The organism is Agrococcus sediminis (assembly GCF_007923295.1).
Lineage (GTDB): Bacteria > Actinomycetota > Actinomycetes > Actinomycetales > Microbacteriaceae > Agrococcus > Agrococcus sediminis.
Genome location: NZ_VOIR01000013.1, coordinates 216074 through 240538, shown reverse-complemented (window position 1 = coordinate 240538; position 24465 = coordinate 216074). Strand labels below are relative to the sequence as shown.

20 protein-coding genes are annotated in these 24465 nt (G+C 73.6%); 9 read left to right on the top strand and 11 right to left on the bottom strand.

What is annotated here, in order from left to right:
* Positions 1-52 precede the first annotated feature (52 nt).
* On the bottom strand, positions 53-2509 hold the full coding sequence (locus FQ330_RS06985) for a DNA gyrase/topoisomerase IV subunit A (protein ID WP_146356281.1): 2457 nt from the start codon (positions 2507-2509) through the stop codon (positions 53-55).
* A gap of 77 nt (positions 2510-2586) precedes the next feature.
* On the opposite strand from FQ330_RS06985, the gene FQ330_RS06980 reads away from it, so the two are divergent.
* On the top strand, positions 2587-3597 hold the full coding sequence (locus FQ330_RS06980) for an alkaline phosphatase family protein (protein ID WP_225792733.1): 1011 nt from the start codon (positions 2587-2589) through the stop codon (positions 3595-3597).
* A gap of 10 nt (positions 3598-3607) precedes the next feature.
* Here FQ330_RS06980 and FQ330_RS06975 read toward each other — a convergent pair whose 3' ends face one another.
* The 4 genes from FQ330_RS06975 to sepH all read right to left on the bottom strand — a co-directional run bounded on the left by FQ330_RS06975 (position 3608) and on the right by sepH (position 8462).
* Positions 3608-4711, bottom strand: coding sequence for an alcohol dehydrogenase catalytic domain-containing protein (locus tag FQ330_RS06975; protein WP_146356277.1), 1104 nt, complete (start codon positions 4709-4711; stop codon positions 3608-3610).
* Positions 4711-5625, bottom strand: coding sequence for an NAD(P)-dependent oxidoreductase (locus FQ330_RS06970; protein WP_146356275.1), 915 nt, complete (start codon positions 5623-5625; stop codon positions 4711-4713). Before FQ330_RS06970 ends, FQ330_RS06975 begins: the two co-directional genes overlap by 1 nt.
* A 106-nt stretch (positions 5626-5731) precedes the next feature.
* Positions 5732-7099, bottom strand: a complete 1368-nt coding sequence (locus FQ330_RS06965) for an MFS transporter (protein ID WP_146356272.1) — start codon at positions 7097-7099, stop codon at positions 5732-5734.
* Between the two features lie 139 nt (positions 7100-7238).
* Complete coding sequence (sepH, locus tag FQ330_RS06960; protein WP_192575866.1) at positions 7239-8462, bottom strand: septation protein SepH; 1224 nt, start codon at positions 8460-8462, stop codon at positions 7239-7241.
* A gap of 221 nt (positions 8463-8683) precedes the next feature.
* Here sepH and FQ330_RS06955 point away from each other — a divergent pair, with 221 nt between their 5' ends.
* Positions 8684-8968, top strand: coding sequence for a DUF4193 domain-containing protein (locus tag FQ330_RS06955; RefSeq protein WP_128190050.1), 285 nt, complete (start codon positions 8684-8686; stop codon positions 8966-8968).
* A gap of 82 nt (positions 8969-9050) precedes the next feature.
* On the opposite strand, the gene FQ330_RS06950 is transcribed toward FQ330_RS06955, so the two are convergent.
* Positions 9051-9509, bottom strand: coding sequence for a DUF3093 domain-containing protein (locus tag FQ330_RS06950; RefSeq protein ID WP_192575865.1), 459 nt, complete (start codon positions 9507-9509; stop codon positions 9051-9053).
* Between the two features lie 70 nt (positions 9510-9579).
* On the opposite strand from FQ330_RS06950, the gene dut reads away from it, so the two are divergent.
* The 7 genes from dut to FQ330_RS06915 all read left to right on the top strand — a co-directional run bounded on the left by dut (position 9580) and on the right by FQ330_RS06915 (position 17685).
* A complete protein-coding gene (gene dut / locus FQ330_RS06945; protein ID WP_225792732.1) occupies positions 9580-10032 on the top strand; it encodes a dUTP diphosphatase in 453 nt (150 codons plus the stop codon).
* Positions 10029-10628: a DUF3710 domain-containing protein gene (locus tag FQ330_RS06940; RefSeq protein ID WP_146356266.1), complete on the top strand. Its 600-nt coding sequence runs from the start codon at positions 10029-10031 to the stop codon at positions 10626-10628. Before dut ends, FQ330_RS06940 begins: the two co-directional genes overlap by 4 nt.
* Positions 10628-11371: a DUF3159 domain-containing protein gene (locus FQ330_RS06935; protein ID WP_146356264.1), complete on the top strand. Its 744-nt coding sequence runs from the start codon at positions 10628-10630 to the stop codon at positions 11369-11371. Before FQ330_RS06940 ends, FQ330_RS06935 begins: the two co-directional genes overlap by 1 nt.
* A gap of 108 nt (positions 11372-11479) precedes the next feature.
* Positions 11480-14320: an aconitate hydratase gene (locus FQ330_RS06930; protein WP_146356262.1), complete on the top strand. Its 2841-nt coding sequence runs from the start codon at positions 11480-11482 to the stop codon at positions 14318-14320.
* A gap of 85 nt (positions 14321-14405) precedes the next feature.
* Complete coding sequence (dxs, locus tag FQ330_RS06925; protein ID WP_128189138.1) at positions 14406-16376, top strand: 1-deoxy-D-xylulose-5-phosphate synthase; 1971 nt, start codon at positions 14406-14408, stop codon at positions 16374-16376.
* 65 nt (positions 16377-16441) lie between these two features.
* Complete coding sequence (locus tag FQ330_RS06920) at positions 16442-16891, top strand: hypothetical protein (protein ID WP_146356260.1); 450 nt, start codon at positions 16442-16444, stop codon at positions 16889-16891.
* Positions 16888-17685: an ADP-dependent NAD(P)H-hydrate dehydratase gene (locus FQ330_RS06915; RefSeq protein WP_146356258.1), complete on the top strand. Its 798-nt coding sequence runs from the start codon at positions 16888-16890 to the stop codon at positions 17683-17685. Before FQ330_RS06920 ends, FQ330_RS06915 begins: the two co-directional genes overlap by 4 nt.
* Here FQ330_RS06915 and FQ330_RS06910 read toward each other — a convergent pair.
* The 5 genes from FQ330_RS06910 to FQ330_RS06890 form a co-directional block, all read right to left on the bottom strand.
* The gene (locus tag FQ330_RS06910; RefSeq protein WP_146356256.1) at positions 17675-19177 is read right to left on the bottom strand and encodes a DUF7059 domain-containing protein; all 1503 of its coding nucleotides are present in this window, start codon (positions 19175-19177) and stop codon (positions 17675-17677) included. The two genes, FQ330_RS06915 and FQ330_RS06910, sit on opposite strands and share 11 nt — an antisense overlap.
* Before the next feature lie 41 nt (positions 19178-19218).
* On the bottom strand, positions 19219-21357 hold the full coding sequence (locus FQ330_RS06905; RefSeq protein WP_128189142.1) for a 3-hydroxyacyl-CoA dehydrogenase NAD-binding domain-containing protein: 2139 nt from the start codon (positions 21355-21357) through the stop codon (positions 19219-19221).
* Entirely contained in the window at positions 21357-22541 is a 1185-nt protein-coding gene (locus FQ330_RS06900; RefSeq protein ID WP_396131274.1) for a thiolase family protein, read from the bottom strand. The genes FQ330_RS06905 and FQ330_RS06900 overlap by 1 nt, the downstream gene beginning before the upstream one ends.
* 94 nt (positions 22542-22635) lie before the next feature.
* On the bottom strand, positions 22636-23856 hold the full coding sequence (locus tag FQ330_RS06895) for a ribonuclease D (protein ID WP_225792731.1): 1221 nt from the start codon (positions 23854-23856) through the stop codon (positions 22636-22638).
* Positions 23849-24445, bottom strand: a complete 597-nt coding sequence (locus FQ330_RS06890; RefSeq protein WP_128189143.1) for a DUF3000 domain-containing protein — start codon at positions 24443-24445, stop codon at positions 23849-23851. Before FQ330_RS06890 ends, FQ330_RS06895 begins: the two co-directional genes overlap by 8 nt.
* Positions 24446-24465 lie beyond the last annotated feature (20 nt).

Here is a 24465-nt window from a genome sequence, read left to right as displayed (position 1 = left end):
GCAGTCGCCCCAGTCGCGGGTGGTGAGGCGCTGCTGAGCAGCGGTGAGCCGGCTACGCGCCGAGCCGCGACCCGACCGCGCCGATCGCGCCGTCGACCGAGACGCCGGAGCCCGCGCGCGCCGCGCCGCCCGGCGGCAGCTGCCGCTGGGAGCCGTCGGCGCCGACCGCGAGCGGCGAGGGCCCGGCCCACGCGAGGCTCAGCCCGACCTCGCCCTTCAGCAGCCGGTGCGCCTGCACGCCGCCGGTGCCGCGCCCCTTCGGCGGGAACTCGGCGAGGTCGGAGACCTTCACGCGCGGCTCGTCGAGCCCCGCGAGCGTCTCGGCGGCCTCGGTGACGGTGACGACCTCGGCGCCCTCGGCCACGGCGCCGGCGAACCGCACCGTCGCATCCGCCTTGAGCCCGATGCCCTTCATGCCGCCGGCGCCCGGCCCCTGCGGGTTCACCTGGCCGGCGGGGAAGCGCAGCAGCTGCGCGTCGGTCGTGATGAGCACGATCCAGGCGTCGTCGGGCGCGGGCGCGATGCCCACGACCCGGTCGCCGGGCTTCAGCGCGATGACGCTCTCGCGGTCGCGGTCGCGCAGCTCGGCGGGCCGGATGCGCTTGACGATGCCCTGCGCCGTCGCCACGAGCCACGGCTCCTCGGTCGAGAGGTCGATGAGCGCGACCGCCTCCTCGCCGCGCTCGAAGGCGCCGAGGTCGCGCACCTTGACGCCCGCGGTGAGGCCGACGGATGCGGGCGGCACCGAGGGCAGGTCGGCTGGCGTCAGGCGCAGCACGGCCCCCGACGACGTCACGAGCCCGAAGGCGCCGCGCGTGGTCGAGGCGACCTCCGAGCGGATCGCGTCGTGGCGGCTGCGGCGCGCGGGCGCGGGGATGGGCTCCTCGCCGTCGACCCGCACGAGCCGGCCCGTGACCGACATGACGACGCGCGTCGGCGCATCCGCGATCTCGAGGCTCGCCGCCGCCGCGCGCGCCGCCGCCGAGCGGCCGGTCGCGGCCTGCTGGCCGTTCGCCTCGGTGAGCATCGTGCGGCGGGGCGTGCCGAAGCGGTCGGCGACCTCGTCGAGCTCGGCCGCGACCACCTCGTGCAGCGCCGCCTGCGTGCCGAGGATGCGCTCGAGCTCGGCGATCTGGGCGAGCAGCTCGTCGCGCTCGGCCTCGAGCTCGATGCGGCTGAACTTCGTCAGGCGCCGCAGCCGCAGCTCGAGGATGTGCTCGGCCTGCACCTCGGTGAGGTCGAAGACGTCCTGCAGCCGCCTGCGCGCCTGCTCGCCGTCGTCGGAGGTGCGGATGACCTGGATGACCTCGTCGATGTCGAGCACCGCGATGAGCAGGCCCTCGACGAGGTGCAGGCGGTCGCGCCGGCGCTGCAGCCGGTACTCGCTGCGGCGGCGCACCACGCCGACGCGGTGCTCGAGGTAGACGCGCAGCAGCTCGCGGAGCCCCAGCGTCTGCGGCTTGCCCTCGACGAGCGCGACGTTGTTGATCGAGAAGCCGTCCTCGAGCGGTGTGTAGCGGTAGAGCTGCTGCAGCACGGCATCCGGGTCGAAGCCCGTCTTGATGCCGATCACGAGCCGCATGCCGTGCTTGCGGTCGGTGAGGTCCTGCACGTCGGCGAGGCCCTGCAGCTTCTTCGACTGCACGCCGTCCTTGATCTTCTCGATGATCCGCTCGGGGCCGACGAGGTAGGGCAGCTCGGTGATCACGATCTGCGTCTTGCGGCCCTGCCGCTCGACCGACGCGCGCGCCCGGGTGCGGAACGAGCCGCGGCCGCTCTCGTACGCCTCGCGGATGCCGTCGAGGCCGACGATCACGCCGCCGCCGGGCAGGTCGGGCCCGGGCACGTGGCGCATGAGGTCGGCGACGGATGCGTCGGGGTGCGCGAGCAGGTGCTTGGCCGCCTGCACGACCTCGACGAGGTTGTGCGGCGCCATGTTGGTGGCCATGCCGACCGCGATGCCGCTCGCGCCGTTGACGAGCAGGTTCGGGTAGGAGGCCGGCAGCACGTCGGGCTGCTGGTACGAGTTGTCGTAGTTGGGGACGAAGTCGACGACGTCCTCGTCGAGGCCCTCGGTGAGCGACAGGCCGGCCGCGGCGAGGCGCGCCTCGGTGTAGCGGGGCGCGGCGGGCCCGTCGTCGAGCGAGCCGAAGTTGCCGTGCCCGTCGATGAGCGGCAGCCGCAGGCTGAACGGCTGCGCGAGGCGCACGAGCGCGTCGTAGATCGCGGTGTCGCCGTGGGGGTGCAGCTTGCCCATCACGTCGCCCACGACGCGCGCGCTCTTCACGTGGCCCTTCTCGGGGCGCAAGCCCATCTCGGACATCTGGAAGAGGATGCGCCGCTGCACGGGCTTCAGCCCGTCGCGGGCGTCGGGCAGCGCGCGGGCGTAGATGACGGAGTAGGCGTACTCGAGGAACGAGTCCTGCATCTCGGCAGCGACGTCGATGTCGTCGATGCGCTCCGCGGTCGCGGCGCCGTCGGAGGGCTCGGTGGTGGGCGTGGCAGTCATAGGCTGACGGAATGCTACCGACCAGGGCGCCAGGATCCCGGAGCCTTGCCGACGTTCTCGCGAGCTCGGCGCAGGCGATGCGCGGCGAGCGGAACGCGCTCGGCCTGCCTGCGGTGGCGGGTGCGGTCGTGCTGCTCGTCGACGGCCTCGGGGCCGCGCAGCTCGGCCAGCGGGCCGGCCACGCGCGCACGCTCGCCGGCGCCCCGGGCGGCTCGCTCGACGCGGGCTTCCCGTCGACGACCGCGGTGTCGCTCGCGAGCCTCACGACGGGCGCGCTCGCCGGCGAGCACGGGCTGGTCGGCTACGACGCGTTCGTGCCCGGCCACGGGGTGCGCAACCAGCTGCGCGACTGGGGCGGGCCGATGGATCCGGCGCGGTGGCAGCGCCGCCCGACGCTCTTCGAGTCGACCCGCTCGGTGGTCGTCGCCGAGGCGAAGCACGCCGACAGCGGCTTCACCCGCGCGGTGCTGCGGGGCGCCGAGTACCGCGGGGCGCGCGCGCTCGCCGACCGGTTCGCGCTCGCAGAGCGCGCCGCGCGCGAGCGGAGCCTCGTCTACCTCTACGTGCCCGAGCTCGACCGCGCGGGCCACGAGTCCGGCTGGCAGTCCGACGACTGGATCGACGCGCTCGAGGAGCTCGACGGCCTCGTCGCGGGCCTCGTCGCCACGCTGCCGCGCGACGTGGGCCTCGTCGCCACCGCCGACCACGGCATGGTCGACGTCGACGCATCCGCCCACCGCATCGTGCCGCGCGAGCTGCTCGCGCGGGTGACCGACGTCGCGGGGGAGCCGCGCTGCCTGCAGCTGCAGGTCGACGGCGAGGCGGATGCGGTGGCCGACGACTGGCGCGCGTGGCTCGGCGACGGCGCGTGGGTCGCGACGCGGCAGCAGGTGATCGACGCGGGCTGGCTCGGCGAGGTGCATCCCGAGGTCGCGCCGCGCCTCGGCGACGTGTTCGTCGCCGCGCGCGGGCGGGCGGCGATCTACGTCGACGAGCTCGACCCCGCGCGCGGCATGGTCGGCCAGCACGGCTCGCTCACGCAGGACGAGCTGCGCGTGCCGCTGCGGCGCTTCGGCGCCTTCGCGTGAGGCGCCGGGGCTAGAACCGCACGACCTGCCGGATCGCCCTGCCGTCGGCGAGCGTGTCGAGCGCCTCGTTGAGGTCCTCGAGCGCGATCTCGCTCGTCACGAGCTCCTCGACGGGCAGCCGGCCCTCGCGCCACAGCTGCTCGTAGCGCGGGATGTCGCGGGAGGGCACGGCAGACCCGAGGTACGAGCCGACGACGGTGCGCGCCTCGGCCGTGAACGTCAGCGGCGAGAGCGACGCCCGGGCGTCCGGATGCGGCAGGCCGACGGTCACGGTCGTGCCACCTGGCGCCGTGAGGGCGAACGCCGTCTCGAACGCCTTCGGGTGCCCGGCGGCCTCGATCACGACGGGTGCGCGCAAGCCCTGCGCGACGGCGTCGTCGGGGGAGAGCGCCACGTCGGCGCCGAGCTCGAGCGCGCGCTCGAGCTTCGCGGGCACCGCGTCGACGCCGATGACCCTGCCGAGCCCGAGCGATGCGGCGGCGAGCAGCGCCGCCATGCCCACGCCGCCGAGCCCGACGATGACGATGTCGTCGCCCTCGCGCGGCCTGCCGGCGTTGACGACGGCGCCGCCGCCGGTGAGCATCGCGCAGCCGAGCACCGCGGCGACCTGCGGCGGCACGTCGGCGCCGACGGGGACGACGGAGCGGCGGTCGAGCACGGCGTGGGTGGCGAAGGCGGAGACGCCGAGGTGGTGGTGCACGTCGTGCCCGTCCTCGTGCAGGCGCCGGCCGCCGCTGAGCAGCTCGCCGGCGCCGTTCGACGCCGAGCCCCGCTCGCACGGCAGGCGGCCGTCGGTCGCGCAGGCCGCGCACTCGCCGCAGCGCGGCAGGAACGTGGTGACCACGCGGTCGCCGACCGCGACGTCGTCGACGCCCTCGCCCACCGCCTCCACGATCCCCGCGGCCTCGTGGCCGAGCAGCATGGGGACGGGGCGCGGGCGGGCGCCGTCGACGACCGAGAGGTCGCTGTGGCACAGGCCCGCCGCCTCGATGCGCAGCAGCAGCTCGCCCGGGCCGGGCGGGTCGAGCTCGAGCTCGACGAGCTCGAGCGGCCGTGAGTCGGCGAAGGGGCGCTCGGCGCCGATCGTGCGCAGCACCGCGCCGCGGATGTGCATCAGCGGCCGTCCCAGCCGGCGACCGAGCCGTCGGGGCTCGCCTCGCGCACGACGAGCGTGCAGTCCTTGCCGCCGAGGCCGTCGTCGAGCAGCCGCTGCAGCTGGTCGCGGATGAGCGTCGCGGCCGGCACGTGCACGCCCGCGGCCTCGGCGCCCGCGACGGCCAGCGTGACGTCCTTGTGGCACAGCATCGCCGAGAAGGACGCGTCGAAGTTGTGGTTGGCGGCGGCGCCCGGCACGACGCCCGGCACCGGGTACCAGGTGCGCAGCGCCCACGAGTCGCCGGACGAGACGCGAGCGACGTCGAAGAAGGCCTTCGGGTCGAGGCCGAGCCGCTGCGCGAGCTGCGAGCCCTCCGACATCGCGAGGATCGAGACGCCGAGCATCATGTTGTTGACGAGCTTCGCGGCGATGCCGTGCGTGGCCTCGCCGACGGCGAAGACGTTGCCGGCCATGGGCGTGACGATCGCCTTCGCGTCGGCGACGTCGGCCTCGTCGCCGCCGAGCATGAACGTGAGCGTCGCCGCCTCGGCGCCCTGCGTGCCGCCCGAGACGGGCGCATCGACGAAGCGGAACCCGCGCGAGCCGGCCTCGCCGTGGCACCACTGCGAGGTCTCGATGTCGACGGTCGACGTGTCGAGGATGAGGGTCCCGGGCGCGGCGTGCTCGAAGACGCCGTCGGGGCCCTCGAGCACCTGCCGCACGTGTTCGCCCTTGGGCAGGCTCGTGATGACCACGTCGGCGCCCTCGACGGCCTCGGCGACGCTCGCGACGGGGGTGATGCCGTGCTCCGCGGCGCTCTCGCGCAGCGCGTCGACCACGTCGTACCCGCGCACCTCGTGCCCCGCGGTGACCAGGTGGGAGGACATCCGGCTGCCCATGTTGCCGAGTCCGATCCAGGCGATTGACGTCATCGTCGATTCCTTCCTCAGGTGGTGCCCCAACGCTATCCCGTCGGACGCGGAACGGGCGGCGAGGTCGCCCTCGCCGCCCGTCGCGTCATGCGCTCCGATCAGTGGATCAGACCGTGCCCTTCTCGGCCAGCACGCGGCGGCGGTCCTCGTCGTCGACGTCGTGCAGCGAGATGCCCTTCGTCTCCTTGAGCGCCAGCACCGCGATGAGCGTGATGCCGCAGGCGATCACGAGGTAGATCGCGACCGGGATGTGGCTGCCGAACTGCCCGAGCAGCCAGGTGGCGATGATCGGCGCGAGCGAGCCCGCGACGATCGACGTGACCTGATAGCCGAGCGAGACGCCCGAGTAGCGCATGCGCGTCGGGAAGAGCTCGGCCATGATCGCCGGCTGGCCGGCGTACATGAGGGCGTGGAACAGCAGGCCGATGATGATGCCCAGCAGGATGACGATGTCATTGCCGGTCTCGAACATCGGGAAGGCGATGAAGCCCCACGTCGCGCCCAGGAGCACGCCCGCCATGTACATGGGCTTGCGGCCCACGCGGTCGGTGAAGCGGCCCACGATCGGCACGAAGATGAAGTGCGCGATGTGCGCGATCGCCATCAGGCCGAGGATGCGGGACACGTCGTACTCGAGGTACGTGCGCAGGTACACGATCGAGAACGTGACGACCAGGTAGTAGAGGACGTTCTCCGCGAAGCGCAGGCCCATGGCCGTCAGCACGCCCTTGGGGTAGCGCTTCAGCACCTCGAGCACGCCGTACGACTTCGACTTCGACTCGGCGACCTCGGCCTTGACCTCCTGGAAGATCGGCGCGTCCTCGATGCGGGTGCGGATGTAGTAGCCCACCGCGACGATGACGACCGACAGCCAGAACGCGATGCGCCAGCCCCAGCCGAGGAAGTCCTCGTCCGAGAGCGTCCACTGCAGGACGAGCAGCACGATCGTGGCGAGCAGGTTGCCGGCCGGGACCGCCGCCTGCGGGAACGACGACCAGAAGCCGCGCTCCTTGTTGGGCGAGTGCTCGGCCACCAGCAGGACGCCGCCGCCCCACTCGCCGCCGACCGCGAAGCCCTGGAAGAAGCGCAGGACCACGAGCGCAGCGGGTGCGAAGTAGCCGATCTGGTCGAACGTGGGCAGGCAGCCCATCAGGAACGTCGCGACACCCACCAGGATGATCGCGAACTGCAGCAGCTTCTTGCGGCCGTACTTGTCGCCGAAGTGGCCGAAGACGATGCCGCCGAGCGGACGGGCGACGAAGCCCACCGCGTAGGTCAGGAATGCGCTGATGATGGGGAAGTACGGATCATCGCTCGCGGGGAACATGATCAGGTTGAAGACGATCGTCGACGCCGTGGCGTACAGGAAGAACTCGTACCACTCGACGACCGTGCCCGCCATGGCGGCCGTGACGACCTTGCCCAGGCCCTCGCGGGAATTGTCGCGCTTGGTGTCGTGCGCGGGTGCTGTCATGCCTACCTCCTCGTAGGGTGCACGGGACTGTGCGCGGTGAATCTAACATGACGTCTCGTTCAGGTGAGACGCATGGGGCGCGACACACCGAGAGGCGGGCACCCGGTCGCCCGGATGCCCGCCTCTCGTGGTGCGGCGCTCAGTCGTCGGAGCGCGACCCGAAGACGATCTCGTCCCAGCTCGGCATCGAGGCGCGCGATCCGCGCTTCTTCGAGCCGACCGGGCCGGTGCCCGTCGCGCGCTGCGGACGGGCCTCCTCCTGGGGCTCGGGCCTCGGCGCCTCGGCCTCGAACAGGCCCGGCTCGGTCTCGGCGGTGCGCAGCGCCGCCTCCCGCTCGCTGCGGCGACGGCGGAGGGCGTCGAGCAGCTCGGCGGTGTGGTTCGGCTGCGCGGATGCGGCGGGCCGGTTGATCGCGGCGGCCTGCACGTTCTCGGGCTGGCTGCCGACCTCGCCGGTGCGGCGGCGCAGCCACGGGTTGTCGGCCTTCGTCGGCTCCTTGGCGCGCTCGTCGGCGGCGCCCTCGGTCGCCGTCGACGACGCGACGGCCTCCTCGAGGCCCACGCCCGGCTCCACCGGCGCCGGAGCCTGCCGCACCGCGCCGCGCTGGATCCGGAACGCATCCGAGTCGAAGCGGCCGGTGTCGGCGGCGTCGGCGCGCTGCGAGATGGGGGGAGCGGGCTGGCTCGGCGCGCGCTCGCCCGCGGGTGCGGGAGCGGACGGCGCCGCGGACGGCGCGGGAGCAGGCTCGGGCGACGCCGGCCGCGACTGGCGGTCGATGGCGCGGAGCCTGGGCACGAGCACGCTCGACGCGTCGCCCGTCTGGCTCAGCGAGACCGCCTCCTTGCCGCGGGGCGTGAGGGTGGCCTTCTTGGGCTCGTAGCCCCAGACGGCCTCGTGCTGCATGCCCTCGGTCGTGAAGCGCAGGCGCACGGTCCACGCGCCGCCCTCCGTGTCCTTCCACGAGGCCCACGAGCGGTCGGAGGCGCGCAGGTCGTCGAGGCGCTCCTCGATCGCGGCGCCGAAGGTCGTCTCGCCCGCGAGCGGGTCGATGTCGCCGGATGCGACGGGGATGGAGAGCGCGGAGTCGAGCACGTGCGCGCGCTCGGCGATGACCGGCCCCTCGAAGCGCTCGACGTAGGCGAGCTCCTCGCCCGTGGAGGAGGCGACCTCCTCGGCGGACATGCCGCCGCGGATGAGCGACTGGATGTCGCGCGGGCTCGCCTTGCGCTCGCGGTGGGGCACCGCGGCCTGCGGCCTGCGGTGCTCGGGGAGTGCATCGACGGGCACGCTGAAGCGCTCGCCGGAGTCGGACTCGAGGATGAGCACGCCGTCCTCGACGCCGATGACGCTCAGCTGCTGCATGATTCGTCGATCCTTCCTGGCGGTGTCGGTGGGCGCCAGCATCCCACGCGCCGACGGCCCGCGCCGGGAATGGATCGGGCGCGCCGCACGTTCCGCCTCAGACACCGCTCGACGCCCATGTCGGCACCCGGTTGCGCACCGATATCTGATTTGCCAAGGTGATCGGATTCGTGCAGACTGTGCGCCGACGCCGCCCACCACACCCCCAGCAAGGACTCTCGATGGCCACCGATTACGACGCCCCGCGCAAGACCGACGACGAGAACGAGTCGATCGAGGCGCTCAAGGAGCGCGTGCCTGCGAAGAGCGTCTCCACTGACGAGGACGCCGACAACCCGGGCAGCTTCGACCTCTCGGCGGCCGACCTCGCCGACGTCGAGCTCGACGTCGTCGTGCTCCCGCCGCAGGAGGACGAGTTCACGTGCGTGAGCTGCTTCCTCGTGAAGCACCGCCTGCAGTTCGACCACGAGACGAAGCTCGGGCCGATCTGCCGCGAGTGCTCCTGACCGAGCTCTCCTGACGCGAGCGGTGCCCTCGGGCGCCGCTCGCGTCTCGCGTTCCCGGCTCCTGTCGCCCGCGCGAGAGCGGCTACGCCGACGCGCGCGCCGCGTCGATCGCCGCGGCGAGCCGCCCCGGCCGGCGCGAGCTCATCACCCACGACGGGGTCGGGTCGCTCTCGTCGTCGACGGCGACGCGCACGAGCCCGCGCGTCCACGGCGAGATCACGTGGTGCGACGCCGGGTCCCACTCGGCGCGCATCGCCGCGCGCGCCTCGTCGCCGCGCAGCGCCTCGGGGGCACCGAGGAGCGCGGTCGCGATCCGCGCCCTGCCGGCGTGCAGCATCCCGTCGCGCACCTCGACCACGGGCGCGCCGACCCACAGCGCCGTCACGATGCCGAGGTAGAGCACGGCCGCGACGCCCACCCCGACGCCGAGGTCGACCGGTAGGAAGACGAGCAGCGCGGCGGGCACGATGAGCAGCAGGAGCAGCGGCAGCCACCAGGGCGGCGTGAGCCGCTCGCGGTACGACGACGAGGCGGGATCCATGCCCCCATCCTCTCGCGCGCCGAGCGCTCCGGTTCCCGACGCCCATCCGCCTCGGCTAGCCTCGACTGCGATGCAGCAGGTCGACGTCCTCATCACCGGATCGCCGGTGCCCTCCTACGCGCACCCGGGCGACGCCGGTGCCGATCTCCATGCCGCCGAGGCGGTGACGCTCGAGCCCGGGCAGCGCGCGCTGGTCGGCACGGGCGTCGCGATCGCGCTCCCGGACGGCTACGCGGCGTTCGTGCACCCCCGCAGCGGCCTCGCCGCCAAGCACGGGATCACGATCGTCAACGCGCCGGGCACGGTCGACGCGGGCTATCGCGGCGAGATCAAGGTCAACCTGCTCAACACCGGCGGCGAGCCGCATCGCATCGAGGTGGGCGACCGCATCGCCCAGCTCGTCGTGCAGCGCGTCGAGCGCGTGCGCTTCGTCGAGGTGGAGCGCCTGCCGGGATCGGATCGGGGGGAGCGCGGGCACGGATCGACCGGCCGCGGCGCCGCCCCGGAGGGGATCGCACGATGACCGACACCACTGACGCCCAGGGCGAGCCGCTCGACGACGAGGCGCTCGTCGACAAGAGCGCTCCCGAGGACCGAGCCCAGGCGGGCCCGCTCGACGAGTCCGAGGCGCCCGTGCGCCCCTACGTCGACCTCGGCGGCCTGCGCATCGTGCCGCGCCCCGGCATGCAGATGCGCCTCGAGGTCGAGGAGCGGACGAAGCGCATCGTCGCCGTCACCCTCGAGCACGAGGGCTCCACCGTGCAGCTGCAGCCCTTCGCCGCGCCTCGCAGCGAGGGCATCTGGGCGCCCGTGCGGCAGGTGCTGCGCACGCAGCTCGAGCGCCAGGGCGCGACCGTCGACGAGGCCGAGGGCCTGCTCGGCCCCGAGCTCCGCGCGCGCCTGCAGTCCGGCCCCGACGGGGCGCCGCGCGCGGTGCGCATCATCGGCGTCGACGGGCCGCGCTGGATGCTGCAGGGCCTCATCGGCGGCCAGGCCGCGGTCGACGACGAGCAGGCCGCGAAGGCGATCGAGCTGTTCCGCTCGACGGTGGTGTGCCGCGGCGCCCAGCCGATGCCGCCGCGCGACCTCATCCCGCTGAACGCGCCGAAGCCGGTCTGATGGCGATGCCGCCGGGGGAGCGGGAGCCGTCCTTCTCCGAGCAGGTGGGCGCGGCCATCCGGGGCTCCAAGCTCGGCCACCTCGACCCATCCGCCAGGCCCACGCCCGGCGCGCTGCTCGGCGCGATGGGCGGCGTGCGCGGGCTCGTCGAGTCGCTCCTGCCCGGCATCCTCTTCCTCGCGATCTACGCGACCACCCGCGAGGTGTGGCTCGCGGTCGTCGTGCCGCTCGTCGTCTCGGTCGGCTTCGTGGCGTGGCGCGTGCTGCAGAAGGGGCAGCCCGTGCTCGCGTTCGCGGGCCTCGTCGGCGTCGGCATCTCGGCCGCGGTCGCGCTCATCACCGGGCAGGGCGAGGACAACTTCCTCTGGGGCTTCACCGTCAACACGATCGTGGTGCTCGTGCTGCTCGTCAGCATGCTGCTGCGCCGCCCGCTCGTCGGCGTCATCGCCGGCGCGCTCACCGCGAAGCCCCACGCGTGGCGCACGGAGCGCGCGAAGCGCGCCGTCGCCTGGCGGGCCACCATCCTGTGGCTCGCGGTCATCGCCGCGCGGCTCGCGATCCAGGTGCCGATGTACCTCGCCGCGGACGCAGGCGCCGCGGGCGCCGTCGAGGCGCTCGCCGCGACGAAGCTCGTGATGGGCGTGCCGCTCTACCTCGCCGCGCTGTGGGTGACGTGGCTCATGGTGCGCACCGTGCTCGACGACGACACGCCTGCGCAGGCGGAGGAGCCGTCGGAGCGCTAGGATATCTTGACGTCAAGATATCTCGCCCTGCACCCCTGGAGTACGGCGGTGCGAGGCTTACACTCGAGGCGCGGCCAGCGCATCCCGTGAAGACCCTGAGGAGTCACGATGGCGAATCCGAACAGCTTCGACAGCAAGGACACGCTGTCGGTCGGCGACACCGACTACACGGTGTACCGCATCGACAAGGTCGAGGGGCACGAGCGGCTGCCGTTCAGCCTCAAGGTGCTCCTCGAGAACCTGCTGCGCACCGAGGACGGCGCGAACGTCACGAAGGAGCAGATCCAGTCGCTCGGCTCGTGGGTCGCCGACTCCGAGCCCTCGACCGAGATCCAGTTCTCCCCGGCGCGCGTCGTCATGCAGGACTTCACCGGCGTGCCCTGCATCGTCGACCTCGCCACGATGCGCGAGGCCGTCGCCGAGCTCGGCGGCGACCCCAAGAAGATCAACCCGCTCGCCCCGGCCGAGCTCGTCATCGACCACTCGGTGATCGCCGACCTCTTCGGCACCGCCGACGCGCTCGAGCGCAACGTCGAGATCGAGTACCAGCGCAACGGCGAGCGCTACCAGTTCCTGCGCTGGGGCCAGACGGCGTTCGACGACTTCAAGGTCGTCCCGCCCGGCACCGGCATCGTGCACCAGGTCAACATCGAGAACCTGGCGAAGGTCACCTACTCGCGCGAGTTCGGCGGCGAGCTCACGGCCTACCCCGACACCGTCGTCGGCACCGACTCGCACACCACGATGGTCAACGGCCTCGGCGTGCTCGGCTGGGGCGTCGGCGGCATCGAGGCCGAGGCCGCGATGCTCGGCCAGCCCGTCTCGATGCTCATCCCGCGCGTCGTCGGCTTCAAGCTCACCGGCTCGATCCCCGCCGGCGTGACGGCGACGGATGTCGTGCTCACGATCACCGACATGCTCCGCAAGCACGGCGTGGTCGGCAAGTTCGTCGAGTTCTACGGCACCGGCGTGGCCTCCGTGCCGCTCGCCAACCGCGCGACGATCGGCAACATGAGCCCGGAGTTCGGCTCGACGGCCGCCATCTTCCCGATCGACGACGTCACGCTCGACTACCTGCGCTTCACCGGCCGCAGCGAGGAGCAGGTCGCGCTCGTCGAGGCGTACTCCAAGCAGCAGGGCCTCTGGCACGACCCGGCGGTCGAGCCGACCTACTCGGAGTACATGGAGCTCGACCTGTCGACGGTCGTGCCCTCGATCGCCGGCCCGAAGCGCCCGCAGGACCGCATCGAGCTGACCAACGCGAAGCAGCAGTTCTCGGCCGACCTGCAGAACTACGCGACGGCGCCCGAGCAGGCGGCGGAGCCCGAGAAGGACGTCGTCGACGAGGCCGTGGAGGACACCTTCCCCGCCTCCGACCCCGCGTCGTTCTCGGCCGACACCGACGAGGAGCTCGTCGCCCCGACGCCCGCGGCCCCCACGGGCGTGCCGACGGCATCGCGCATCTCGCAGCCGGTCACGGTCGAGGTCGACGGCGAGACCTTCGAGCTCGACCACGGCCACGTCGCGATCGCGGCGATCACGTCGTGCACCAACACGTCGAACCCGTCGGTGATGCTCGCCGCCGGCCTGCTCGCGCGGAACGCGGTCGAGAAGGGCCTCTCGTCGAAGCCGTGGGTCAAGACGACGATGGCGCCCGGCTCGAAGGTCGTCACCGACTACTACGAGAAGGCCGGCCTCTGGGGCGACCTCGAGTCGCTCGGCTTCTACCTCGTGGGCTACGGCTGCACGACGTGCATCGGCAACTCGGGCCCGCTCAAGGAGGAGATCTCCGCGTCGGTGAACGACAACGACCTCGCCGTGACCGCGGTGCTCTCGGGCAACCGCAACTTCGAGGGCCGCATCAACCCCGACGTGAAGATGAACTACCTCGCGTCGCCGCCGCTCGTGATCGCCTACGCGCTCGCCGGCACGATGGACTTCGACTTCGACACCCAGCCGCTCGGCAAGGGCAAGGACGGCAAGGACGTCTTCCTCGCCGACATCTGGCCCTCGGCCGACGAGGTGCAGGCGACGATCGACTCGTCGATCGACACCGAGATGTTCACGACGCAGTACGCGGCCGTGTTCGACGGCGACGAGCGCTGGCAGAACCTGCCGACGCCGGCCGGCGACGTCTTCGAGTGGGACGAGCAGTCGACGTACGTGCGGAAGCCCCCGTACTTCGAGGGGATGACGATGGAGACGACCCCGGTCGCCGACATCACCGGCGCCCGCGTGCTCGCGAAGCTCGGCGACTCGGTCACGACCGACCACATCTCGCCCGCGGGCAGCATCAAGGCCGACAGCCCGGCCGGCCGCTACCTCACCGAGCACGGCGTGGACCGCAAGGACTTCAACTCCTACGGCTCGCGCCGCGGCAACCACGAGGTGATGATCCGCGGCACGTTCGCGAACATCCGCCTGAAGAACCTGCTGCTCGACGGCGTCGAGGGCGGCTACACGCGCGACTTCACGACCGCCGACGGCGAGCAGGCCTTCATCTACGACGCATCCGCCAACTACCAGGCGCAGGGCACCCCGCTCGTCGTGCTGGGCGGCAAGGAGTACGGCTCGGGCTCGAGCCGCGACTGGGCCGCGAAGGGCACGAGCCTGCTGGGCGTCAAGGCCGTCATCACCGAGTCGTTCGAGCGCATCCACCGCTCGAACCTCATCGGCATGGGCGTCGTGCCGCTGCAGTTCCCGGTCGGCGAGACCTGGGAGTCGCTCGGCCTCGACGGCACGGAGTCGATCTCGATCACGGGCCTCACCGAGCTGAACGAGGGCCGCACCCCGAAGACGGTGCGCGTCGTCGCCGAGCCGACCGAGCACAGCCCCGAGGGCAAGCAGACGGTCGAGTTCGACGCGGTCGTGCGCATCGACACCCCGGGAGAGGCCGACTACTACCGCAACGGCGGCATCCTGCAGTACGTGCTGCGCTCGCTCGTCTGAGCACCATCGATCGACGGCCCCGGGCTCCGCTATGAGCCCGGGGCCGTCGGCGTCCGCGGAGCCGTCGCCGCGTAGACTCGAGCGCATGAGCCTGCTCGATCGGATCCGCGGCCCGAGGGACCTCGACGGGCTCTCCCAGCACGAGCTCGAGGCGCTCGCCGCCGAGATCCGCGCCTTCCTCATCCGCGAGGTCTCGCGCACCGGCGGCCACCTCGGCCCGAACCTCGGCGTGGTCGAGCTGACGATGGCCATGCACCGCGTCTTCCGCTCGCCGCGCGACGCGTTCGTCTTCGACACCGGCCACCAGTCGTACGTGCACAAGCTGCTCACGGGTCGGCAGGACTTCTCGCGCCTGCGCCAGAAGGGCGGCATCGCGGGCTACCCGCAGCGCGCCGAGAGCGAGCACGACATCGTCGAGTCGAGCCACGCATCCTCCTCCCTGTCGTGGGCCGACGGCATCAGCCGCGCCTTCGACATCACCGGCCAGCACGACCGCTCGGTCGTCGCCGTCGTGGGCGACGGGGCCCTCACCGGCGGCATGACGTGGGAGGCGCTCAACAACATCTCCGACGACAACAGCCGCCGGCTCGTCATCGTCGTCAACGACAACGGGCGCTCCTACGCACCGACGATCGGCGGCATGGCCCGCTTCCTCAACGGGGTGCGCACGCAGCGCTCGTACCGCAGCCTGCGCGGCACCTCCGAGCGGCTGTTCTCGCACCTCGGCCGGCCCGGCCGCGCGATGTACCGCGGCGTGCGCGGGGCGACCCACGGCTTCCTCACGCGCTTCGTCAACAACGAGGTGCTCTACTCCAACCTCGACATCAAGTACCTCGGGCCGATCGACGGCCACGACCTCGAGGCGCTCGAGGAGGCGCTCACCCAGGCGCGCGACTTCGCGGCGCCGGTCATCGTGCACGTCATCACCCAGAAGGGCCAGGGCTTCGACCTCGCCGTCAACGACGAGGCCGACCAGTTCCACGCCGTCGGGCAGATCGACCCGGAGACGGGGGAGTCGCTCTCGAGCGCGGGCCGGCCCGCCTGGACCTCGGTGTTCGCCGACGAGCTCGTCTCGCTCGCGCGCCGCGACGACCGCATCGTCGGCATCACCGCCGCGATGCTGCGCCCGACCGGCCTCGACCGGCTCGCGGCGCTCGACGCCTCGCGCGTGCTCGACGTCGGCATCGCCGAGCAGCACGCGGTCACGACCGCCGCGGGCCTCGCGTTCGGCGGGCTGCACCCGGTGGTCGCGATCTACGCGACCTTCATGAACCGCGCCTTCGACCAGGTGCTCATGGACGTCGCGCTGCACCGCGCGGGCGTCACCTTCGTGCTCGACCGCGCCGGCGTCACCGGCCCCGACGGCCCGAGCCACCACGGCATGTGGGACCTCGCGCTGCTGCAGTTCGTGCCCGGCATCCGTCTCGCCGCGCCGCGCGACGCTGCCCGCCTCGAGGAGGAGCTGCGCGAGGCGGTCGCCGTCGACGACGGCCCCACGGTCATCCGCTACCCGAAGGGCTCGGTGCCGAACCAGCTCGACGCGGTGCGCCGCACCGACGACGGCGTCGACGTGCTGGTGGAGGCGCCGCACCGCGACGTGCTCATCATCGCGATCGGCGCGTTCGCGCACCTCGGCGTCGACGTCGCCGAGCGCGTGCGCGCGCAGGGCATCGGCGTCACGGTCGTCGACCCGCGCTGGGTCGTGCCGGTCGCGGCCTCGATCGTCGAGATGGCGCGCGACCACCGCATCGTCATCACGCTCGAGGACGGCGTGCGCGTCGGCGGCATCGGCACGCGCGTGCGGCAGGAGCTGCGCGCCGCCGGCGTCGACACGGCGGTCGACGAGCTCGGCCTGCCCGACGCGTTCATCGACCACGCGGAGCGCGGCGAGATCCTCGAGGAGGCCGGGCTCTCGGCCCAGGCGATCGCCCGGAACATCGTGCAGCAGGTGCTCGGGACGGGGCGCGTGCCGGTCGCGCGACCGCTGCCCGGCGAGCCCGAGCTGCGCATCGACGCCGACGACGCCGTGGACGGCGCGAGGCGCACGACCGACTGACGGCTCTCCACAGGCGGGCGGGCGCGGCGCGCGCCCGAGCGGCCGGATGCGGTTCCCTGCCGCGCATGGACGACACCGCCTCCTCCGCGTCCGATCCCGGGCGCGGGCCCAGCCGACCCATCCGCGCGCGCGACGCCGACGACCTGCTCGAGGTCGCGCGCGGGCTCGTGCAGCACGGCCTCGTGCGCCGGCTCTGGATCCTGCTCCTCACCCCGGGGGGCACGCTGCTGCCGCAGCTGCAGCAGGTCGACGGCATCCCGGTTAGCCCGGACGCCTACGCCGTGCTCGCGCTCCGCGGGCTCCTCGGCCGCATCGCGGAGCCCGAGCGCGAGATCGCCGTCGTGCTCGAGCGGCCCGGCGCCGCTCGGCCGACGCCCGACGACTGGGCGTGGCACGACGCCGTCGCGCGGGCGGCGCGCGGCCAGGCGCTGCCGCTGCGCTCGGTGCTGCTCGCGCACAGCGCCGACGTCGACCTGATGGAGCCCGACCCGCCGCCGCGTACGCTGGCGGCATGACGTGGCTGCGCGCCCCCGGGGCCGAGGACGACAAGCGCTCGATGGGCGTGGTCGGCGTCGTGACGGGCTCCGAGCGCTACCCGGGCGCCGCCGTGCTGGGCGTCGAGGCGGCGTGGCGCACGGGCGCCGGCATGGTGCGGCTCTGGGCGCCCCGGCGCGTGCAGGACCTCGTGCTCGCGCGGCGGCCGGAGACGGTCTGCCACGCGCTCGACGAGGCGCCCGCCGACGTGCGCGCGTGGGTGCTCGGCTCGGGGCAGGACGCGCGCGAGCGCGGCCCGGCGCTGCGATCGCTCCTGCTCGAGGCGCTCGGCTCCGGCGCCCCGTGCGTCGTCGACGCGGGCGCCCTCGACCTCGCCGCGCGGCACGCGGGCCCCGTCGTCGCGACGCCGCACGCCGCAGAGCTGCGGCGGTCGCTCGCGGGGCTCGGCATCGACGAGGACGACGAGCGGATGCGCGCGGCGCGGCTCGCCGACGCGCTCGGCGCCGTCGTGGTCGAGAAGGGCGCCGCGACGCGCGTCGTCGCCCCCGGCGGGCGCTCGGCCACCGTGCAGGCGCCGACGCACCGGCTGGCGACGGCCGGCACCGGCGATGTGCTCGCGGGACTGCTCGGCGCGATGCTCGCCGCGCGCGCCGACGACGCCGCCGATCCCGCGACGCTCGCGCGCATCGCCGCCGCGGGCGTCGAGCTCCACGGCGAGGCTGCCGCGGCCGCGGCAGCCGGAGGCCGCCCGATCACCGCGCTCGACGTCGCCGAGCACCTGCCCGGCGCGGTGGCGGCGCGGCTCAGTCGCTGACGGGCCGCAGGAAGCCCGTCACGACCAGCTCGCGCACGCGCGGCAGCAGGTCGGCGGCGAGGATGCCCGCGTCGACCTCGAGGAGCGCCGCGATCGCATCGACGAGCGTGCCGACGGGCAGCTCGCCGTCGCACGCGCCGACGAGCCCGGCGAGCGCCGTGTCGACCGACACGGTGCGGCCGAGCCCGCCGCCCTGGCGCAGCTCGATGACCGTCGGCCCGCTCGCGCCGGGGCGCTGGTGGCGCACCTCGGTGACGTCGGGGGCGACGTGCAGGTGCTCGGCGGCCAGTGCCGCGTCGTCGAGCCCGGCGAGCCACTCGCCCGCGGCGAACGCCTCGGCGAGGTGCGCGCCGGCGCGCTCGAGCGCGATCGGCTGCGGCAGGCGCTCGAACCGCGCCGTGCACCGCCCCGCCGGCGGCGACTGGAGGGCGAGCCAGCCCATCCCGACCGCGTCGACGCCGCGGTGCTCGAAGTCGTCGAGCCAGGCGCCGAGCAGCCGGTCGTGGTCGGGGTCGCGGGGGAGCGTGCCGCCGTCGCGCAGCCAGAGCGCCGCGTACTGGGCCGGGTCGAGCGTCTCGCGCTCGATCGCCCAGACGTCGAGCGACGCATCCGCCCACTCCTCGACGCGCGCGAGCCCGTCGCGGCCCCCGACGGCCTCCCAGTTGCCGAGCAGCCGCGCTGCGCCGCCGGGCTGCAGGTGCGCGCCGAGCCCCTGCACGACGGCCGCCATGAGCGCGTCGCCCGTGCGCCCGCCGTCGCGGTACTCGTAGGCCGGCACGCCCTCGGCGCGCGGCGCGATGACGAACGGGGGATTGGATGCGACGAGGTCGAAGCGCTCGCCCTCGACCGGCTCGTAGAGCGATCCCAGGCGCGTCTCGATGCCGTCGACGCCGTTGAGCGCCGCGTTGAGGCGGGTGAGGTGCAGCGCGCGCTCGGAGACGTCGGTGGCGACGACCCGGTCGGCGAGGCGCCGAAGGTGCAGCGCGATCACGCCGCAGCCGGTGCCGAGGTCGAGCGCGGTGCCGCAGCGCACGGGCGGCAGCAGTGCCGCGAGCGTGCGCGCCGCGCCGCCGACGCCGAGCACGTGGTCGGGCCGCAGCCGCGAGACGCCCGAGAGCTCGTCGAGGTCGCTCGCGATCCACCACTCGCCGACGCCGAGCGCGTCGCGGAACGGCGTCGGGCGCACGGCGAGCAGCGGCCGTGCCGTCCCGCCCTCGACGGCGACGAGGCCGAGCGCGACCGCGCCGTCCACGCCGAGCTCCGGCAGCGCATCCGCGAGCTCCGCCGTCGGCACGCGGTCGCCGAGCACGAGCGCGCGCAGCAGCGTGGAGCGCGGGCCGGGCGAGCGCAGCGCGGCGCGTCGCGCGGGCGCGGCCATCATCCGGCCGAGCGCCGCCTGCGCGGCGTCGCCGACGAGCGCGGCGACGCCCCCGCCCGTGAGATCCGCTGCTGCGAGATCACGGGCGAGGGCGTCGACGAGGGTGCGTTCCACCGTGCCAGTCTGCCGGAGTCCTGGGGCTCGGGTCGTGAGCCTCAGGCCTTCGGGCCGGCGATCGGCGGCTGGTGGAAGGTGCCGCCGAACACGCGCCCGGAGGCGCCGACGCGGTCGAGGTACGGCGTGATGCCGCCCATCTGGAACGGCCAGCCCGCGCCGAGGATCATGCACAGGTCGATGTCCTCGGCGGCCTCGACGACATGGTCGTCGAGCATGCGCTTGATCTCGTCGGCGAGGCCGTCCTCGATGCGCACGCGCAGCTCGTCGGCCGAGAGCGCGACGGCGCCCGCGGGACGGTGCTTCGCCACGATCCTCCGGGCCCGCTTGTCGATCCCCTTGACCTCGCCCTTGCCGTCCTTCTCGAGCAGGATGCCCTGCTCGGCGAGCTCGTGCAGCGCCTGCGACTCGAAGAAGCGGTCGGGGAAGGCGCCGTGGTGCGTGTCGAGCACGTGCGCGCCGACCTTGAGCCCGACGAGGTCGAGCAGCACGAACGGATCCATCGGGAAGCCGAACGCGCGCTGCGCCTCGACGACGTCCTCGAAGGAGGAGCCCTGCTCGACCGCGTGCATCGCCTCGCCGAGCAGCTTCGCGAGCACCCGGTTGACGACGAACCCGGGGGTGTCGCGCGTGATGACGGCGTTCTTCTTCAGGTCCTTCGCGACGCGCATCGCGGTCGCGAGGGTCGCGTCGTCGGTCGCGGGCGTGCGCACCACCTCGATGAGCGGCATGACCGCCACGGGGTTGAAGAAGTGGAAGCCGACGAGGCGCTCGGGGTGCGCGAGCCGCGCGCCGATCTGCTCGACCGACAGGCTCGAGGTGTTCGTCGCGATGACGGCCGTCTCGGACAGGTGCGGCTCGACCTCGGCGAAGACCTGCTGCTTGACGCCCAGCTCCTCGAACACCGCCTCGATCACCCAGTCGCAGCCGGCGAAGTCGGCCTTGTCGACCGTGCCGGAGATGAGCGCGCTGAGGCGCTGCTGCTCGTCGGTGGTGATGCGGCCCTTGCCCGCGAGCGCGTCGATCTCGCCGCGGATGCGCGCCACGGCCGCGTCGACGCGGCCCTGGTCGAGGTCGGTGATGACGACCGGCACTTGCAGGCGCCGCAGGAACAGCAGCGCGAACTGGCTGGCCATGAGCCCGGCGCCGATGATGCCGACCTTCGTCACCGGCTTCGCGAGCGCCGCGTCGGGCGCGCCGGCCGGGCGCTTCGCCCGCTTCTGCACGAGGTCGAAGGCGTAGATCGAGGCCACGAACTGGTCGCCCGGGATGAGGTCGGCGAGCGCCGCGTCCTCGGCGGCGAAGCCGGCCGCGCGGTCGTTCTTCCTGGCCAGCTCGATCACGTCGAGGGCGCGGTAGGGCGCGAGGGCGACCTTCCCGATCCGCTTCTCGAGCGTCTCGCGCGCGATCTTCAGGGCGATCGGCCACTTCACCGTGCGCTCGAGCGTGCCGGGCACGTGCGGGCGGTCGACCTTCGCGCCGCCCAGCACCCCGTCGGCCCAGCGGAGCGACGACTCCAGGAAGCTCGCGGGTCCGAACATCGCGTCGGCGATGCCGAGCTCGAGCGCGTCCGCGGGCTTCAGCACGCGCTGCTTCAGCGGGTTCTCGATGATCACCTTGAGCGCCCGCTCGATGCCGATCAGGTTCGGAAGGATCGTCGCGCCGCCCCAGCCGGGCACGAGGCCGAGGAACGTCTCGGGCAGCGCCACGGCGGGAGCCGCCGAGCTGATGGTGCGGTAGTCGGCGTTGAGCCCGATCTCGAGCCCGCCGCCGAGGGCGAGGCCGTTGATGAAGACGAACGTCGGCACGGGCGCCTCGTGGAGGAGGCCGAGCACGCGGTGGCCGAGCCTCGGCAGCTCGGCGGCCGTCTCGCGGTCGGGCAGGCTGCCGACGTTCGACAGGTCTGCGCCGGCGGCGAGGAAGTAGGGCTTGCCGGTGACCGCGATCGCGTCGACCTCGCCGGCGGCGCCGCGGGCGCGCTGCGCCTCGAGGGTGTCGCCGAGCTCGAAGAGCGTCGCGGGGCCGAGGGTCGAGGGCCGCGTGTGGTCGCGCCCGTTGTCGAGCGTGATGAGGGCGAGCGTCCTGCCGGAGGCGAGCTGCACGTCGCGCACGTGGCTGTGCGTGACGACCTCGTCGAACTCGGCGGCCGCGAGCCGCGGGAACTCGTCGCGGATGGCCATCAGATGCCCTTCCCGTAGCGCTTGTGGTGGGGGTTCTCCCAGATGACGGTGCCGCCCTGGCCGAGGCCGACGCACATCGCGGTGATGCCGAAGCGCACGTCGGGGCGCTGCTCGAACTGCCGCGCGAGCTGGAGCATGAGGCGCACGCCGGAGGAGGCGAGCGGGTGGCCGATCGCGATCGCGCCGCCCCACGGGTTGACGCGCGGGTCGTCGTCGGCGATGCCGAAGTGGTCGGTGAACGAGAGCACCTGCACGGCGAACGCCTCGTTCAGCTCGAACAGGCCGATGTCCTCGATCGACAGCCCGGCCTTCTTGAGCGCCTTCTCCGTCGAGGGCACCGGGCCGATGCCCATGATGTCGGGGTCGACGCCGGCGAAGCCGAACGAGACCATCCGCATCTTCGTCGTCAGCCCGTGCTCCTTCGCGGCGGCGGCCGAGGCGATGATCGACATCGTCGCGCCGTCGTTCAGGCCGGATGCGTTGCCCGCGGTCACGCGGCCGTGGTCGCGGAACGGCGTCTTCAGCCCCGCGAGTCCCTCCATCGTCGTCTCGGGGCGCGGCGCCTCGTCGGCCGTCGCGAGCCCCCAGCCGGCGGCGGACTGCGTCGCGACCGGGATGAGGTCGTGCTGGATGTGGCCGGCGGCGAGCGCCGCGGCGTACTTCTGCTGCGACCCGAGCGCGAAGCGGTCGGCCCGCTCCTTCGTCAGGTGCGGGAAGCGGTCGTGGATGCGCTCGGCCGTCTTGCCCATGTTGAGCGCGTCCATCGAGACGAGCTTCTCGGCGACGAAGCGGGGGTTCGGGTCGGCGTCGAGGCCCATCGGGTGCCGGCCCATGTGCTCGACGCCGCCGGCGACGGCGATGTCGTAGGCGCCGAAGGCGATGCCGCCGGCGACCGCGGTGACCGCCGTCATCGCGCCCGCGCACATGCGGTCGATCGCGTAGCCGGGCACCGAGACGGGGAGCCCCGCGAGCATGCCGACGGTGCGGCCGAGGGTCAGGCCCTGGTCGCCGGTCTGCGTGGTCGCGGCGACCGCGACCTCGTCGATGCGCTCGAGCGGCAGGCTCGGGTTGCGCTCGAGCAGCCCCGTGAGCGCCTTGACCGCGAGGTCGTCCGCTCGGGTCTGCCAGTACATGCCCTTCTCGCCCGCGCGCCCGAATGGGGTGCGGACGCCGTCCACGAACACGACGTCGTCGTCAGCCACGATGCCTCCTGATTGGGGTGATTGCGGCACCAGTGTAGGAACGCGCCCCCGGGCCCGACGCGGCGGTTGCCGCTTCCTACGACGAGGGCTCGGAGGGCTGGGCGGGCGCTTGGTCTGGCTCTACAAACGCGGCGGCGATCCTCTGTGCGGTCGCGGCAACCTGCCACGGGCGCGCATCGCGGGCCCGGAGCGCCGCGGCGACCGCCGCCTCGGTGGGCTCGATCGGCTCCCACGCGACCCGCCGCAGCGCATCCGGGGTGAGCAAGTTCTCGGCCGGCATCGCGAGCTCCTCGGCCACCGCCTGCACGGCGGCGCGGGCGCGCTGCAGGCGCAGGTCGGCCTCCGGGCGCCGGCTCTTCCAGAACCGGGGCGGCGGTGGCTCGTCCGAGCGCACGCGCAGCACCGGCAGGTCGTCGCTCGCGCGGCCGGCCTCGATCGCCGCCCACCAGCGGTCGAGCTCGCTGCGGCTCGCGCGACCGGTGAAGTCCTTGCGCGCGGCGAGGCGGCCCTTCGCCTCGACGTCGGCCATGGCGGCGGCGAGCAGCGAGCGGTCGGGCACGAGCCGCCCCGGCGCGGTGTCGGTGTCGCGGGCGAGCGCGTCGCGGGCGAGCCACAGCTCGCGGGCGACGGCGAGCTGGCGGCGGTCGCGGATCGCGTGGATGCCCGAGAGCCTGCGCCACGGCTCCTCCGCGGGGGGCTTCGGCCGGCGGGCGAGCGCGTAGGCGAACTCCTGCTCGGCGATCTCCTGCTTGCCCTGGGCCTCGAGCTCCGCCGCCAGCGCGTCGCGCGCATCCGGCAGCACCTCGACGTCGAGCGCCGCGTACTCCAGCCACGAGCGGGGGATGGGCCGGGCCGACCAGTCGCTCGCGCCGTGCTCCTTGCGCAGGCGCAGGCCCACGAGCCGCTCGGTGACGGCGGCGAGGCCGACGCGCTCGAAGCCCGCGATCCGCGCGCCGAGCTCGGTGTCGAACAGGGTGGCGGGCTCGAGGCCGACCTCGCGCAGGCACGGGAGGTCCTGGCTCGCGGCGTGGATGATCCACTCCTCGCCGCCGATCGCGTCCTGGATCGGCGACAGGTCGTCGATCGCGGTCGGGTCGATGAGCACGGTGCCGGTGCCGCGCCGGTGGAGCTGCACGAGGTAGGCCTTCGCGGTGTAGCGGAAGCCGTTCGCGCGCTCGGCGTCGACGGCGACCGGGCCCTCGCCCGCGTGCAGCCGCTCGGCCGCGCGAGCTAGCGCATCCGCGTCCTCGATGACGTCGAGCGGGCCGGACGCCACCGCCTCGGGCAGCTCAGCCACGCGTGCGCCTGTGCGCGTCGAGGCCCGCGGCGCCCGGCTGCACCGGCAGGCCGGCGATCGCGCAGAGGAGGTCGGTCCAGGCGGTGAGGTGCGCGCCGAAGTCGTGGCCGGTCGGCGTCCACGACGCGCGCAGCTCGATCTGGGCGCCGTCGCCCTGCGCGGCGAGCTCGCCGAAGCCGCTCGAGAGGATCTTGGTCGCGGTGCCCGACTCCGAGTGGTACTCGGCGCCGCGCTGCTCGAGCGCCTCGAGCAGGTAGGTCCACGTGACCTCGGCGAGGAACGGGTCGACGCCGATCTCGGGGTCCTGCGAGGCCTGCGTGAAGCTGACGATGCGGAAGTCGCCGCCCCAGGCCTCGGGCTCCTCCGGGTCGTGCATGAGGATGAAGCGGCCGGTGCCGAGGTCGGAGTCGCGGCCGTGGCTCGTCACGCCGACGTCGGCGGCGATGGCGAACGAGAAGGGCGCGATGCGGCCCGGCGCCGGGATCTCGCGCACCGAGAGCTCGGAGCGCAGCTCAGCCCTGCGCAGCTGGTCGATGGCAGCGCGGAAGGCCTCCGGCTCGGGGGCGGGGGCTGCACTGCTCGTGTCCACCCGGCAAGACTACGATCGCA

Coding starts and splice junctions, on each gene's coding strand:
- FQ330_RS06950 (WP_192575865.1), bottom strand. CDS start 9,509: ATGGATCCCGCCTCGTCGTCGTACCGCGAGCGGCTCACGCCGCCCTGG.
- FQ330_RS06940 (WP_146356266.1), top strand. CDS start 10,029: ATGACCGACACCACTGACGCCCAGGGCGAGCCGCTCGACGACGAGGCG.
- FQ330_RS06970 (WP_146356275.1), bottom strand. CDS start 5,625: ATGACGTCAATCGCCTGGATCGGACTCGGCAACATGGGCAGCCGGATG.
- FQ330_RS06915 (WP_146356258.1), top strand. CDS start 16,888: ATGACGTGGCTGCGCGCCCCCGGGGCCGAGGACGACAAGCGCTCGATG.
- FQ330_RS06985 (WP_146356281.1), bottom strand. CDS start 2,509: ATGACTGCCACGCCCACCACCGAGCCCTCCGACGGCGCCGCGACCGCG.
- dxs (WP_128189138.1), top strand. CDS start 14,406: ATGAGCCTGCTCGATCGGATCCGCGGCCCGAGGGACCTCGACGGGCTC.
- FQ330_RS06905 (WP_128189142.1), bottom strand. CDS start 21,357: ATGGCCATCCGCGACGAGTTCCCGCGGCTCGCGGCCGCCGAGTTCGAC.
- FQ330_RS06955 (WP_128190050.1), top strand. CDS start 8,684: ATGGCCACCGATTACGACGCCCCGCGCAAGACCGACGACGAGAACGAG.
- FQ330_RS06975 (WP_146356277.1), bottom strand. CDS start 4,711: ATGCACATCCGCGGCGCGGTGCTGCGCACGATCGGCGCCGAGCGCCCC.
- FQ330_RS06935 (WP_146356264.1), top strand. CDS start 10,628: ATGGCGATGCCGCCGGGGGAGCGGGAGCCGTCCTTCTCCGAGCAGGTG.
- FQ330_RS06980 (WP_225792733.1), top strand. CDS start 2,587: ATGCGCGGCGAGCGGAACGCGCTCGGCCTGCCTGCGGTGGCGGGTGCG.
- dut (WP_225792732.1), top strand. CDS start 9,580: ATGCAGCAGGTCGACGTCCTCATCACCGGATCGCCGGTGCCCTCCTAC.
- FQ330_RS06930 (WP_146356262.1), top strand. CDS start 11,480: ATGGCGAATCCGAACAGCTTCGACAGCAAGGACACGCTGTCGGTCGGC.
- FQ330_RS06920 (WP_146356260.1), top strand. CDS start 16,442: ATGGACGACACCGCCTCCTCCGCGTCCGATCCCGGGCGCGGGCCCAGC.
- FQ330_RS06965 (WP_146356272.1), bottom strand. CDS start 7,099: ATGACAGCACCCGCGCACGACACCAAGCGCGACAATTCCCGCGAGGGC.
- sepH (WP_192575866.1), bottom strand. CDS start 8,462: ATGCAGCAGCTGAGCGTCATCGGCGTCGAGGACGGCGTGCTCATCCTC.